Origin of the sequence: Arthrobacter sp. Leaf141, from assembly GCF_001424565.1 — a bacterium.
Taxonomy (GTDB): domain Bacteria; phylum Actinomycetota; class Actinomycetes; order Actinomycetales; family Micrococcaceae; genus Arthrobacter.
The window spans coordinates 21,388-35,818 of record NZ_LMOL01000037.1 but is presented as its reverse complement, the minus strand read 5'-3'; the positions used below and the strand labels follow the sequence as shown (position 1 = coordinate 35,818).

Annotated in this window: 10 protein-coding genes; 5 read left to right on the top strand and 5 right to left on the bottom strand. The window is 63.5% G+C overall.

The annotated features are described in order from the left end of the window. Positions 1 to 59: 59 nt before the first annotated feature. Genes ASF72_RS17310 through ASF72_RS17290 form a run of 5 tightly spaced genes read right to left on the bottom strand, consistent with a single transcriptional unit; the run spans position 60 to position 9,757 of the window. The gene (locus tag ASF72_RS17310) at positions 60 to 3,173 is read right to left on the bottom strand and encodes a condensation domain-containing protein (RefSeq protein WP_056600967.1); all 3,114 of its coding nucleotides are present in this window, start codon (positions 3,171 to 3,173) and stop codon (positions 60 to 62) included. Beyond that, positions 3,160 to 6,303 carry a non-ribosomal peptide synthetase gene (locus ASF72_RS17305; protein WP_056600965.1) on the bottom strand — a complete coding sequence of 1,048 codons (3,144 nt, stop codon included), beginning with the start codon at positions 6,301 to 6,303 and terminating at the stop codon, positions 3,160 to 3,162. The genes ASF72_RS17310 and ASF72_RS17305 overlap by 14 nt, the downstream gene beginning before the upstream one ends. Beyond that, positions 6,300 to 7,748, bottom strand: coding sequence for a sodium:solute symporter family protein (locus tag ASF72_RS17300; protein WP_056600963.1), 1,449 nt, complete (start codon positions 7,746 to 7,748; stop codon positions 6,300 to 6,302). The genes ASF72_RS17305 and ASF72_RS17300 overlap by 4 nt, the downstream gene beginning before the upstream one ends. A 57-nt stretch (positions 7,749 to 7,805) precedes the next feature. Beyond that, entirely contained in the window at positions 7,806 to 8,624 is an 819-nt protein-coding gene (locus ASF72_RS17295; RefSeq protein ID WP_056600960.1) for a phytanoyl-CoA dioxygenase family protein, read from the bottom strand. Then, positions 8,621 to 9,757, bottom strand: coding sequence for a DegT/DnrJ/EryC1/StrS family aminotransferase (locus tag ASF72_RS17290; protein ID WP_162242818.1), 1,137 nt, complete (start codon positions 9,755 to 9,757; stop codon positions 8,621 to 8,623). The genes ASF72_RS17295 and ASF72_RS17290 overlap by 4 nt, the downstream gene beginning before the upstream one ends. Positions 9,758 to 10,060: 303 nt before the next feature. Here ASF72_RS17290 and ASF72_RS21315 point away from each other — a divergent pair, with 303 nt between their 5' ends. The 5 genes from ASF72_RS21315 (at position 10,061) to ASF72_RS17265 (ending at position 14,421) form a co-directional block, all read left to right on the top strand. Beyond that, positions 10,061 to 10,711 carry a 4'-phosphopantetheinyl transferase family protein gene (locus tag ASF72_RS21315; protein ID WP_056600956.1) on the top strand — a complete coding sequence of 217 codons (651 nt, stop codon included), beginning with the start codon at positions 10,061 to 10,063 and terminating at the stop codon, positions 10,709 to 10,711. Between the two features lie 533 nt (positions 10,712 to 11,244). After that, on the top strand, positions 11,245 to 12,141 hold the full coding sequence (locus ASF72_RS17280; RefSeq protein WP_056600954.1) for a phosphotransferase: 897 nt from the start codon (positions 11,245 to 11,247) through the stop codon (positions 12,139 to 12,141). Beyond that, positions 12,138 to 13,094 carry a radical SAM protein gene (locus ASF72_RS17275; protein WP_082484472.1) on the top strand — a complete coding sequence of 319 codons (957 nt, stop codon included), beginning with the start codon at positions 12,138 to 12,140 and terminating at the stop codon, positions 13,092 to 13,094. Before ASF72_RS17280 ends, ASF72_RS17275 begins: the two co-directional genes overlap by 4 nt. Next, a complete protein-coding gene (locus ASF72_RS17270) occupies positions 13,091 to 13,726 on the top strand; it encodes a hypothetical protein (RefSeq protein ID WP_056600950.1) in 636 nt (211 codons plus the stop codon). The genes ASF72_RS17275 and ASF72_RS17270 overlap by 4 nt, the downstream gene beginning before the upstream one ends. Beyond that, positions 13,723 to 14,421: a class I SAM-dependent methyltransferase gene (locus ASF72_RS17265; RefSeq protein ID WP_157371062.1), complete on the top strand. Its 699-nt coding sequence runs from the start codon at positions 13,723 to 13,725 to the stop codon at positions 14,419 to 14,421. The genes ASF72_RS17270 and ASF72_RS17265 overlap by 4 nt, the downstream gene beginning before the upstream one ends. Positions 14,422 to 14,431: the final 10 nt, after the last annotated feature.

The following is a 14,431-nucleotide window of genomic DNA, read 5'->3' as shown; positions in this document are numbered from 1 at the left end:
TCTTTGAACCCGAGGTTCCGGCCCCTACCTCAGGGCCGGCCCGCCACACTTCATATCGTCTAGATTGATCCAGATGATATCCGCCTGGCGAGTAACTCCAGAGTCGGGTGCTCGAATACGGCATTTGCGTTAAGCTCAATACCGAGTATGGCGTGGATGCGCGCCACGACGCGCACAGCCGCGAGCGACTGACCGCCAATTTCGAAGAAGTCGCTATCAAGCGATAACTCCTGGACGCCCAGTACATCCCGCCAGATGGCCGCGAGAACCAGCTCAAGGGGCGAGGATGGGGGGCGCGCAGGCGTCGTGAGTTCTGCAGGGGCTGGCAACAGCCGGGCGTCGAGTTTGCCGGTTCGCCCGCGCGGGTACTCCTCAACACGCACAAATTGCCGCGGCACCATGGCGGGGGGCAGGTGGGCCATACAGTGCTCGCGCAGCTCCGCTTGCGGCACTTCGCGGTTGGTTAGCAGGTATGCCACCAAATAGCCGTCTCCGTCTGGGACCGGCCAAAGAGCCACTTCCGCGCGCGTGACCGCAGGGTGCGCCTCAATAGTTCGGCTAATCTCAGTCGGCTCGATACGGAATCCCCGCAACGACAGCTGGTCGTCCATGCGACCTAGGATTTCGATGGTGCCCTCCGATGTCATGCGGGCTAGGTCGCCCGTCATCACCGAGCGGCCGTCCAAACCAACGCCGAAACGTTCGGCGGTCAGTCCTGGCTTGCGCCAGTAGCCGATTGCTACCTGCCGACCCGAGACCCGTAGTTCCCCCGCCCATCCGCGCGGAATCACGCGTCCGCGTTGGTCGACCACCTCCAACACGCAGTTGCGCGTGGGTTCACCCTCAGTGAACGCTGCGGGGTCGGTCACCGTCCTGCTCGCGACCATACCCGAGGTCTCGGTCATGCCGTAGGCGTTGACGAGATGGATGCCGGGAAAGCATCGTGAAAATCGGTGTGCCAGCTGAGGACGTAGCTTCTCGCCTGCTACGAGTACCGTGCGCAGGCGCGGAAGATCCGGCGTCTGTCCCGTCTGTTCGATGGAATATAACAGGGCGTCGAGGCCCGCCACCGAGAGCTCAGCAATCTCGAGTCGCTGACCCCCGGGCGAGCGCAGTAGGTCGGCGGGGCTTTGCAGGAGACGGCGGGGAAACAAGGTGAGCGGTGCCGTAGACAGGAGGGCCGAGAGAACTTCGAGAGGGAAGGTGACGAAGTGCGCTGACAGGGTGATGCCCGTGCCGACGCCGGGCGCAAGCCCCAGTAGATCGATCCGGTGCAGCGCCTGGTTATAGAGTCCCGACCGGCTCAGTATTACGCCCTTAGGCCGGCCTGTCGATCCTGAGGTGTAGACGAGTGCCGCAGGCTTATCGTCGTCCGCCTCGGGTAGCGTAGCTTCCACCGTACGCGGGAAACCATCCGAATGCTCGGCCAGCTCGTTGAAGCGTAGACGCGGCAGGTCCTCGGGTACGAACGCCAAAGCTGGGCTATCAGCATCGCAGACCAGCAACTGCGCCCCGCTGTCACGTAGCATGTAGCGAAACCGCTCGGCCGGCTCGTTCGGATCAAGGACCAGGGTCATGACCCCGGAGCGCAGAAGCGCGAGCCAGGCGACAATCAGCATCGGCCCGACCGGCGCGAGCAGCGCAACCGTATTTCCCGGCGACACCCGGCCCGTTATCGCTTCCGCAGCACAATCTATGGCGACGGCCAGTTGGTCTGCGGTCCACGGCTCGACGGCACCCTCCGCGTCGAAAAGCACGGCGCGTCCTGGATTGTCTTTCAAGACACGTGTCAGCTCGAGTAGTAGGCTTGTCGCGTCTTCGGTACGGGCGCCCTCGGTTCTCGAGCCGACCTCGTAGTTGTCGGTGCCGATGCTGAGGTCTAGGTCGGCGACCGGAATTGCTGGGTTTAATGCCGCTGCGATCAGCACTGACCGCCAGGCAGCGAGCACCGCGGTGACGGCGTCTTCATGGAGCAGCGACGCGTCGTACTGTAGGCGAAGCTCAAGCCCGTCCGGGCCTTCGTGCGCGTAGGCCATGAGGTCGTGCAGCGTTTCCTGCACGAGACGGTTCCCGCGCGTACGCAGCGTTCCGAGCCGGGGCACGCTGGTGCGAGCCGGGTACATCTGAAAGGTCACATCGAAAAGGGTAGCCATTCCAGAGTTGGTGCCACCGAGCTCACGTGCGAGCTCCTCGGGGTCGGCGGTGGGATGCGTAAGCAACATGAGTACACCGTCACGCACCTGGGCAAGCACCTCAGCGAAAGTCGTGGTCGAGTCGACGGCGATGCGCACGGGAAGCCCCTCGAACAGCAGGCCGATCATGTCCGCGGTCGCCGGGGTGCTGCGGTCGGCGACGTACACGCCGATTGTGAACTCCTCCGAGCCGGTCCACCGCTGCAGCACACAGGACAGCGCGGCAAGCAGAAACATATATTCGCTCGCCGCCCCGGCGGCAGCCTGCCGCGCCAGCCTCGCCCGATTTTCGGCCCGCACGCTGAGCTGGACGGATCCACCACTGCGCCGAGCCACGGCCGGATCAACACTGTACGGCAGATTCAGCCGCTGGATGCCCGGGGCGAGGTAGGCTGCCAGAGCGGCCGTGTCGGCGTGGATGCGCTGGCGGTCGTTAGCGAGCTGAGCCTCGATATATCCCTGGAATTGCGCCTGTGGGTCGCGCGGCAGCACCCCGTCGTTGTAGGCGCGAGAGAGAGCGCGAACGAAGACGCCGCCTCCCCACCAGTCCGAAACAATGTGGTGTGTCTGGAACAGCAGCACGTGCCGGTCTGCCGCGATCTGCACCGCGAGCACCCGCAGCGGCCCCTCCTTTACGAGGTCCATTGGTCGAAGCTGCTCCTGCCGGACCAAGCGCTGCGTCTCGCGCTCGGGCTCTTCGGTTGCGGAAACATCGCACACCCGCAGAACGTCTGCGCCCATCACCGGGACCGGATTCTGGTGGGGCACTCCGCCGGCTTCGCCGAAGCGGAAGCGCAGCGAGTCGTGCGCGGCGCAGACCAGCGTGACCGCGTCCTCCAACCGCGGAACGTCGAGGGCGCCTTCCACCTCGACGACGCGGTTAATGTTGTAGAACGCGCTTCCCGGCCGCAACTGCTGGTCTGCCCAGATGCGGCCTTGCGCCGGGGTGAGCGGAATAAACGCGGAATCAGTTGGGGGCATCGACCTTCCGACCGTCTTTAGGGACAATGGCAGCGGCAAAGTCTCGCAGCACCGGGCGCTCGAATACTAACTTCACCGAGACCGGCGCGCCGAGCACCTTGGCCACGGCGGCGCAGAGCGCCATCGCCTTTAGTGAATGTCCGCCGAGCTGGAAAAAGTCGCTTGTGCCGTCGACCGGCACGCCGAGCGTGCGCTCCCACTGCTCCGCGACTCGCTGCTCCCACGGTGTGAGCGGCGGGGTCTGTTCCGTGATGAGGAGGTGAGGAATGATCGGCGGCAGTCGGAGTGCGTCGACTTTGCCGCTCGGAGTACGCGGGAACGGCTCTGACTCGAACTGCAACCGCGGGCGCATGAATTCTGGGAGGCAACTGCGAAGCGCCTCGTGGAGGTCCGCGGGGTGCAGTCCGGGGTCCGCATGTACATGAGCCCATAGCTCTACCTCGTCGTCAACGCGACGGACGACGGCGAGTGCTTCACGCACGCGCGAGTGGTCGAGTAGCGCCGCTGTCACGTCGCCGAGATCCACCCTGTTACCACGCACCTTGACCACCGAGTCGAGCCGGCCGCGCATTACGACGCTGCCGTTCGGCCGGCGGATCGCGCGGTCACCCGTGCGGACCATACGTTCCCCGGGCATCCACGGGTCATCGCTGAACGTTGTGCTCGCGTCCGCGGTGCCGATGTGCCCAAGCGCCACGCTCGGCCCCGCGAAGTAGGCATGGCCCTCCACGCCATACGGCACCGGCCGCATCCTCTGATCAAGCAAATACAGTCGGTTGTTGGCTGACGGAAAGCCCTCGGAAACTTCCTGCGCCTCGTCACCGGGACTAACGAAGCCGCAGCACATGATGCCGGCAGCTTCCGACTGCCCCCATGTGGTGGCGAGGCGAGCGCTGGAGAAACGCTCTAGGATGTCGTTTGCGAGACGCCGCGACAGCTTCTCGCCAGCCGTGATGATGGTGCTGAGCGCGCGAGGTGCGGGCACGTGTGCCGGGAGGCCCGCTAGCAGCGACGGGGTCACCTCGAGGATAGTCACGCCGGCTTCGTTGGCGAACTCGAACAGGGCCTCGGGGCTGCGCGCGGTCGGAGCATCGCAAATCGCGAGGGTCGCCCCGGACAGCAACGGCACGAGAAGCTGCATCGGCAGGGCGGAGAACGCGACCGAGAGGCTCAGTGCGATCACGTCCTGTGGGGTTACATCAAAGATTGCACGGCGATGGTACACCTGATTCACAATGCCTCGGTGTCCTAACACGACGGCTTTGGAGGGGCCAGTGGTACCTGAGGTACGTACTAGGAATGCGGGTGCATCTCCGCCGCGGTTTGCGGCCCGGAATTCGTTGTCCGCGTCCACCTCCAACGCCTCTTCGAGTCGGACTACCGGGAACCCTTCTAGTGCGTGCCGTCCGGCCGCCGCCTTGTCGGCCAGCACCACAGTCGCTCCCGCCTCGTTCAGGGCCGATCGGACGTACTCTGGTGGTGTGGCGCTGTCGAGCAGTAGTACGGAGGCCCCGGCGCGCAGCACTCCGAGGTATGCCGAGGCGAGTCGGCCGTCACGTTCGACGAGCACGCCTACCACGCCACCGGATACCACGCAGGATTCTGCCAGTCGAGCTGCGACGCTCTGCGCCTGGGCATCCAGCTCGGCGTATGTCATGCTCGCCGTCTCTCCCGGTCTCGGTGACCAGAGCACGGCAGTGTGAGTTGGATGCGCCGCAACGGTTGCGTGAAACAGCGGGTCGATGCCGGTGTCGGACGGGTACTCAGTTAAAGGGCCGTAGGCGGCCTGCAGCAGGCGCGCACGCTCGGCCGGGAGTACTATCTCTAGGTCGTTCACGAGAGGGTCGCCGCCGGATGCGAGTTGACTCAGCAGATGGTTCAGCCCCTGAAGCAACCGACGCACGGTTTCACGCTCGAAGAGGGCAGCGTCGTAGTTGAACCAGAGGTCGAGCCCGGTGTCCGACGCTGCGGCGTACAGCATGAGGTCGTACTTGGCGCCTACAAAGACCCGGTGCTGTTCCGCCTCAAGCCCATCGAAGGCGAGCCGACCCGGCGAACGCCGGTACATCTGCATGGTGACGTTGAAGGGCGGCTCAGTCGGTGCCGCAATGTCTACAGAGCGCCGCGCAGCCTCTGCAACCTCGTTGCCGGTGTAGTGGAGCGCATCGACGAGTTGTGCGCGCACCGATGCCACCACCTGAGAAAATGTTGTGTCGGGGGAGAAGCGCGCGACGACCGGGACCTCATCGAAAAGCAAGCCAACCATGTTCTCTAGTTCGCTCCGGTGCCTCACTGCCACGAACGTGCCGACGTTCGTAACGTCATGGCCGGTGATCCCGTGCAGATAGCACTGGAATCCGGCCAGCAGTACTGTGAACAGCGTGGTGCGGTATCGGCCCGCGCTCTCTCGCAGTCCGGTCATGGTTCGCCGCGCGCAGGTGAGTCCTTCGACAGCACTAGAGCCGCGGCTCGCCGCCGAGGTTACAGCATCCCAGGGTAGCGTGAGCCGGGTAGGAGCGCCGTCGAGGATCGAGGCCCAATGGTCGGCGGCGGCGGCGCGTCCCTCGGCCGACCCGTCGGCGCGCGAGTTCTCGGTAACCGCGTACTGCCCGTAGGTCAGTTTCAGCTCGGGCAGTCGCGCCATGCGCTTCTCGACCCGCGCGTTGTAGAGCTCAGTCAGATCACGCCCGATGATGTCCATCGAGATCATATCGGACATCATGTGGTGTACGCAGACAATCAGCAGGTGTCGTGCATCGGCCAGACGCAGCAGCCGCACCCGCAGCGCGGGTTCTGCGGCCAGGTTGATACCCGCGCGGGATGCCGCTTCCACCTCGCTACGCTCAGCCTGCAGAGCTTCGGTGCCGGTCAATGCCGAAAGGTCCGCGACGGAATACGCCGACCAGGCGTCGGTCACTATCTGTTCAGGCAGGCCATGGGCCGTGTCGACCTGCGAGCGCAGGGCGGGGTGGCGTTGGGTAAGGTCGTACACGGCGTGCTCAAGCGCATCCGAGTCGAGCAGGCCGCGTAGTTTGAATACCACCGTAATTTGGTAGACAGCTTCGTGGCCGCGGAGCTGTTGTGCGATCCACATGCGCCGTTGGCGCGGGGCGAGCGGAAAACGTGTCACTGAACCTCCACATCAGCGGCGGCTGGTCCCCCAGCGAAGGGTAAGGTGTCCCCGCGCCGCGAGAGCAGCGATACCACCAAGCTGACTATGGCACTCACCAGGACCGGCAGCAACACTCCGAAAGTCTGAAGCGTGCTGAGCTGCAATGCACTGCCAGCAATGAACACCGGCAGGCCTACAACCATACCGCTCGTGATCCCGGCAAGAGCGCCCGCGTTGGTGAGCCGCGGCCAGAACAACATGAGGAGGGTGGGCACCATGAAGGCGGCGCGGATCGATCCGACCAGCAACAGCAGGTACAAGACCTGCACGTTCGGAATGAGCGCGACGCAGAGGCCGATTAGCACGATCACGATCATGGTGATTCGGCTCGCTCGAGCTACTTGAGCGTCGGAAGCATCAGGCCTGATCCAGCCCTTGAAGAGGTCCACGCCACCGACGGAGCCAGCCGCCGATACCGCGGAGGCGCCCGCGGCCGCAAGCGCGAACACCACCGCAGAAACGAAGAGCACGACGCCGAACCCCGGTAGGTACGCTGCGACGGCGTGGAATCCAGAGAGTTGGGTGTTGGTGATGGCACCCGGGGCAAGTCCGCCCGCGGCGACTAACCCGGGGATGCCGAGCACTATGGGCACGGCCGCGAACAATAGGGATCCCCAGAGAAAGGTCCGTCGCACGGTTGCCTGCCGCATCGAGAATGCCCGCTGCCACTGCTGCTGGTCGACCGTAATACCCGAGAGCAGCGAGATCGAGATCGGGATGCCGAAGGTCCAAATCAACGCGGGGTCGAGTGGGTTCGGCGTGCCGGCAAGGCCGCCGAGGCCGTCGTCAAGTGCGCTGCGCGAACTCGCAATCAGCGGAACAATAAGGATCGCGAGCACGGCGATCATGCCGGCCTTGGCGATGTCGACCGTAATGTTCGACCGGATACCCCGTGTCGTGGCGATAATTGCGAACAATGCCGCGACCACGATCAGCAGTGGCACCCGGTCGATGCCTGTGAGCATCTGCAGCAGCAGCAGGCAGGCGGTGAACTGGACGATCACCGCGTAGGTCTGCACGATGAACTCCACGCTCATATATGCCCGGCGCGCCGTGGTGCCGAGCCTGTGGCGGGTGAACTCTGGCAGCGTGTAGCCCTGAGGCAGCATTGTACGGGCGCGGTGGGCGATGAACGCGAAGAGTACGAGCGCAAGCGCGTTGGGTAGGGCAAACCAGAAGAGCCCGGCCACACCGCTTTCGTAGGCCTTCTGCGAAGACACGAACAAGGCAGGCGCCCACACCCAGGCAGCGGCCACGGACAGGCTGCCGGTCAGTACACCAACCGACCGGTCAGCCACCAGCATCTGGTCCTTGGTGCCACGGAATCGGCGGATGACGATGAACAACAGCACAGCGATCACAACACTCGCCGCGAGGACTACCGCTGGTCCGGACACACTCATCTGAAGCTCTTTCTCTCGCAAAACTGTCGGGGTACTTGGATCAGGGGACTAGCGCTATTAGGCGTCGAGCGGGTTCCCCAAACCGCCCAAGACGAACTCGTCCGAGGGGCCCCGCGACTCGCCCACGAGGAAGCGCTCGACCTCCGACATCCGCCCACGAACTACCTCGGACTGCCGTCGGTAGTCGGCCGGGGCGAGCCAGCGGTATCCGTAGGCAATCATCAGCGACTTGCGTACCCGTTCCGATAGATTCCAGCCGCCAGCGTGCATAGTGCGATTCTCGAACAGCAGGCAGTCCCCCGCACGCATCTCCGGCTCTACAGCGCCTGCAGGGTCCTCACCCGGCAAGATTCTTGGGCGTTTTGTGAGATGGTTGCTGCCGGGCAGGAACACGGTTCCTCCGGAATCCTTCCCGGTAAGGTCGGCGAGGCAGTACGCGGCTTTGATCTGCAGCATTGGGGTGTGAGCGAAACCGAGATCTGTGTTAACGTGCGGGATGTCGCGGTGCCATGCCGGGATGCGGTCCTGACTTGGTCCAGAGGGATTGTCGCCGTCGCGGTAGATCAGGTGCGACGTGATGATACGCAGGTTGGTGCCCATCAGGCGCACGATCGCTGGCAGCACACGTGGGTGCGCGATGAGCCGACGAGCTTCGTCTGATTGAGCGATCGTGTTGCGGATGCTGTCCCAGATGCCGTCCGCCTGCTGCTGTCGGCTCGGTGTTGTCGGGTCCGCGATCAGGCGGTCGCACTCTTCGACAAGGCGCGCGACTTCATCGTCGTCGAGAACCCGGCGCAGCAGCAACATACCCTGCTGCCTAAACTCGGCTACCTCCGCGTCCGTAAGCGCAGGCGTGGCGGCCTCTTTTGTGCTCATGGCACTGCCTTTCGACTGATGTGGATGCGTTCAGCGATCACGTCGATTACGTCTCTGACCACGGTCGGATCGCGGGAGAACACCGGGAAGATGACGGAGCGGCGGCAAAACTCATGGGCGTTCGGCAGGTCGTGATCTTTGTAGAGCGGCCGAGTTGGGTCGAGTCGAGAAATCGGACTGTCGACCTGCTCCTGGAAGATCGTCTTGCTGGTGAGAGGGCCGCCGCGGTCGAGCTCGACCGGCACCCCTGCACGACGAAGGGCCGCGACGACGTCGACGAGGGGATCACCATCGGCGCCCTTCGGCTCGTATCGAGCGCGGAAGGCATAATGGCTAGCCCTGTTGGTGGCCGGGAGTTCGGGGAAGGTGAGGTACGGCACGTCGTGAAGCGCCCCACGCAATCGCGCTGCGTTTTGCTCACGGTTGCGCAGCACCTGACCTAGGCGCCGCAACTGGCTGACGGCCAGGACGGCAGCAAGGGGATGCATCCGGTTCTGCAGGCCACCAATACCGGTCTGCTGCAAAGACTCGTCGTCTGGCGGACCGGACCGCTTAAATCCGTAATGGCCAACCGTTAGCATCGCAGCGTGCAGGACGGGGTCGTCGGTGAAGCAGAGGCCGCCCTCCCCGGCTGGGACGAGTTTCTTGCTCTGCAAACTGAACACCGAAACTGTACCGAATTGACCCACCGAAAGCCCGTCGACGGACGCTCCGTGCGCGTGCGAGCAGTCCTCAATTAGCGGGACGCCGCGCGACCGCGCGAGCTCGGCAATGCGCTCGATGTCGGCGCAAGGAACACCCCAATTGTGGTTGAGACCGATCGCTTGAACATCTGGATGGGCATTGAGGGTGCGCAAAACCTCCTCGTAGCGAAGGTTCCCGGTCAACGAGTCGACGTCCATAAGGATCGGATGGGCGCCGAGGTCAAGCGCGGGCGTCACTGTGGCGTGAAACGTGTAGCCTATGGCGGCAACTTGCGAGCCGGGGCCCACGCCGACAGCACGATATGCCGCGTGCAGCCCGTTTGTCGCGCTGTTGACCGTAAGCCCATACGAGCGCTGTAACCCGAGCCGCCGCTGAAACTCGTCAAGTAGTTCTTCGCTGACTCCCTGATTAGGGTCGATCACCGACATCCGGCCTGACCTAACGTAATCAGAAACGGCAAGCTCGTCCTCAACAGTGAAAATAGGCCATCGGGACAATCGAGTGCAGAGCCCGCGAAAGGCAGCGGGGTGGCGCTCTGCGAGCTCGCGAAGGTGGCTCAGCTGCAGCTCTGCCCGGTCTACATCCCGCGGAGGAAGAGTCAGTGCGTCGCTCGAGACCGTGTCCGTATTGCTCGCTGGGACCATGACCGTCCACCCCCTAACCGCATCTTCGCGCCAGACCCGTGGGAAGCTTAGCGGGTCCGCGGAGAGCTTGGAAAGGGGTGTCTACCCATGGCCATCGTGCATTGGGCCTCCGCGGCACCCCCTGATGACGGGGAGCTCGCGCTAATGACGCCGGCGGAGCTGCGACGCTTGTCGAGGTTCCGCAGGTCGGGCGACCGCGCCCGGTTCGCCACTGCAACAGTGCTGACTAGGCGCGCCGTCGCCGTCGAACTGGGTATAGAGCCGCGATCTGTCGAGCTCGACCGCCGCTGTGAACGCTGCGGCGCCGATCACGGTAGGCCGCGCGTGCCTGGCAGCGGACTTCACTTGTCGATCGCCCACGCTGGAGACGTAGCCGGCGTGGCGGTCACTCGTGTGGGGCGAGTTGGACTGGACATAGAATCGCACTCTGGAGACAGCGTGGATGATTTCGCAGACCAAGTGCTGGGGCACGGCGAGCGGGCTGAGGGCCCTGGCGATTTGCTGCGCTATTGGGTCCGGAAAGAGGCATTGGTTAAAGCGACCGGGGACGGCATAGGGATTGGGTTGCCGCATGTTGTTGTGTCCCGACCGAGTGAGCCACCGCGGTTGATCCGCTATCCCGGACGCCGCCTTCATGCGCGGATGGCTGACTTGTCGTGTTGCGCCGGGTACCTTGCGAGCATTGCCGTGTTGACCGAGCACGAGGTGCTTATTCGGGAAGAGTGGAGCAAGCGTTAGAACGCAGAGCGTGAAAACTGCGCGTATGGGACATACATCATTGTGTCCCCATCTCCGATCCGAATGTTGGAGATTCTCCCTGAGACTTGCGCAAAGTGCGAGTGCGGGCCTCCCCTTCCAGGAACTTCCACTCTCAATGTAAGCCAGGAACAATTCGGGGTAGAACACCGGCGTCGAGAACCAGGTGTGCGACTCAGGACTCTCCGAGTGCGAGGTATCGCCGAACCCGGTTAGTTCCGCTCGCACTTAACGAGTTGTGCCGTCGCGCATTAACCCAGTTAGCCCATCGCGACCTCACGCAATGGTCAAGAGCCCAAGTAGGTTGGCTGCATTTAGCAATCTGTCCTACCGGTGAGCGATCGATTACCGGAGTTAGGGTGACGATTAGCGCTACGAACACGCCGCTAATTATCGGCGGATTCACAAATCGTGCCTTTTGGACAAAAAGGCATTTAGGAGCGCCACGTGGCATAGGATCAAGAAACCCGTCAGCTGCGGAATATATCTACCTCGCGTACCCCAGGGAGAACTTGATGAGCACCGGCAGCGCGCATCGGTCGGTTTGGGAAGAGAACGCGTCGGCCGCGGCGTTGGCCTGGGCTGGCGACGGTGCCAGCTTGGAGGTCCGCAGGACGCCGCGTCAGGCTGATCACCTGCTCGGGACCCTGCATGGGATGGATGGTTCGCGTTGGTTCGTAAAAGCGTTTGCGCCCGGCCACGATCGCTATTTCGAGTGCGAACTCGACGTGTATAGGGCAGCGCCGGCTGGAAGTGCGCCGCTTCTCCGACATGTCGAGATCGACAATCGTGTGCTCATCACCGAAGAGTGCGGTGGTGGTCGCCTCGGCGATCTAGATTCTAGATCGCAGGCATCCCTCCTCAATGGGGTAGCACCGCTATTCGGAAAGCTACTGGATCTCCCGGCTGGTTCCGAGCTCAAACAGGATCGCGAGAGCTTCCACGTCGCACGCGCTGCTGTCTCTGCACATCCCATTGCTAAGGCGCTCCCTAGTGCCGACGTGGTGCTCGAGTTGCTCTCGACCCAGGAGCCTCGGCGGATACACGGTGACTTTCACCCCTTAAACGTGCTGGTCGACGACGGCGCCCTCCACGCCATCGACTTCGAGTCGTACGGTGACGATCTTCCCGGCTTCGACATCGTCCGCATGGCGTTTAACCCCTCGCTTCAGATTGACACTGGACAGCGACTGGAACTCATGCGCGAACTGTCCGCGATGCTCGGAGCAGACCGGGGGCCCACCGATCGCGAGCTCGCAGCCTGCTGCGTATATTGGGGGGTGTCTTGCGCCGCGTACTTCAGCTCTGTGCTGGCAGCGGATCCGGAGGGAGCGCAGCACAGCCCAGAGGTTCCGGTCCTTGCCACTGAGCCCCTCGTACAAGCCGCGAAGTTCTGGAATGGGGAGCTATGAGCGCCGAAACGACCTGCCGGTTCCGTCCGCCTTCCACCGGGCGACAAGTGACGTGGGAGATTACCCGGTTTTGTAACCTTTTCTGTGATCACTGTTGCACCACCTCGGGGCCGGATGTAGATCGATCCGCTGAGCCATCGACTCAGGTGCTAATTGCTGCAGCCGCCGAACTCGCTGATGCCCGGGTTGAGAAAGTTCAGTTCTCTGGGGGGGAGCCGCTGCTCCGCGACGGGTTCCTTGACATGCTTGACGCAATCGATACCACCCGTGTCCGAGTGCACTTGGCATCAAATGGGTATCGGCTGACTGACCAGATCCTTGATCATCTGGTCCGTGTCGGACTGGCCAAGCTCAGCGTAAGCGTCGACGGCGGAATTGCCGCGCATCACGACCTCATCCGGCGCAAAAAGGGCGCGTTTGAGCGGACCATGAGCGGGATCGGCCGCGCAGTGGAGGCCGGCTTGCATGTCGGAGTCAGCGCAACCGTTACCCCAGGAAACATCTCCTCGCTTGAGACACTCGTCGAACATCTCGCCGGGCTCGGGGTGTCGGACCTCTCTATCCACTCAGTAGTGAGTGTCGGCCGCGCGACCATCCACCCGGAGCTGCTGTTCGCGGCATCGCAAGCACAAATCCTCGAGCAAGAGGTGCGCCGTCTCGACTTGGCCTACGGCGACCAGATCGCATTCGACTACAGCTTTGGCTTCGACGGTGAGCGAAACCTTCGAGGCTGTCCCGCTCGCGAACGGCTGCTGCACATCGACCCGCTTGGCAACGTGAGCCCTTGCTCCTGGCTATACAAGATTGATCCGGCTCGCTTTACGCTCGGAAACCTCACCGACGGGTCGTTGCGGGCCATCGCTGATGGGTACTGCGAAGCTCTCGACCGGCTCCGCGCCACCGACCCGGAGCGCTGCATTATTCCGCTCGCGCAACTCGAGGCGGCCGTATGAGCGATCGTGCGGAACGGGTCCGGGCCCAACTCGTCGGTTCTCACCCGTTTGGCCAGCTGCTCGTTGTGACACCCATTCCCGCGATTTTCGAGGCGTTGCTGCTCGCTGGGTGGCGGGAGTACAACGGCACCTCCTGGTGGAGGCGGGCGACGTTAGGCGAGGTCGAGGTCGTGCTCATACCGCAGGGCGGCGGGGTGGCCGACCTCGGGCTCTGTACGGAAGCGACAACTAGAATTGAGCTGCTAGGGTATGCCGGTTCACTAAGCCCGACTATCCAGATCGGCGACATCGTGCAGCCCTCAGCTACACGCCTCCTTGGCAGCAGAATGCAGCACCCCCTCACGGGTGGCACTCGCAACACCACAATCGTGACGACAACTCACCTGCTCGCTGCCTACGACGCCGGAGCGGCTGAGCTGGCGGGGGCCGATGTCGTTGACATGGAGTCCGCACATCTCGCTTCTTCGGTTTCACGTGCAGGTGGTCCCGTCCCCACGGTGCGCGTCCTCATTACCGACCGGGTACCCGACCGACCGTTCTATGTTCCCCCTTCCGGGGCTCCGTCGAGCCTTCGACGGCGACGGCAGGACCTAGTCGACGAGTTTGTCAGCGAGATTCGGGAGGGGCTTTGATCGGCGTCGGTCCACGGAACAACATCGAGTTTTACAACTCGCCGCTAAGTGCGCAGGGATATCTAAACGATCCGGTCACGCTCGGCGAGGATCGGATCTGCGAAATCCTCCGTGAGGTGCCTGGGACGGTGATCGAAGTGGGCTGCGGCGCTGGACGAATGTACGAGGCACAAGGAACTAGTCCCTCGAAGTGGGTAGGCGTCGACTATGCCCAGACGCCCCTGCAGCTGCTCGCCCAACGGCACCCCGATGTGCGGGTCGTGCAAGCGGATGCCGCCGCGCTGCCGTTCGCGAATGGGACCTTCGGTGCAGCCCTCCTGGGATACCACATGCTCGAGTCAATCCTTCCAGCCGCCCGCCGTCGCCAGGCATTGGCAGAGGCGGCGCGGGTGGTCGAGCCTGGCGGCGAGGTCATCGTCACCCGACATCTGGGCCGCAGCTACCACCGGGTCGGCCAGGTGCTCGCTATCGTCCGGAGGCAAGCGCACGAATTCGGCGATCTTGTCGGTCCGGCACGACATGGAGCTGGCGAATTCCGCATGCACGTGCTGGGGTCGCGTGAAATGGCGGCAGCGACGAGGCTGGCCGGGCTGGTGCTGAACCAAACCTGGGACTACCGCGACGGTGGCCCGGTTTCGCTCCGCTCGGTCTCGGTGGTCGAGCGCTACAGCGTACTGCGAGGAGTGAAGCAATGAAGAGGCGAGC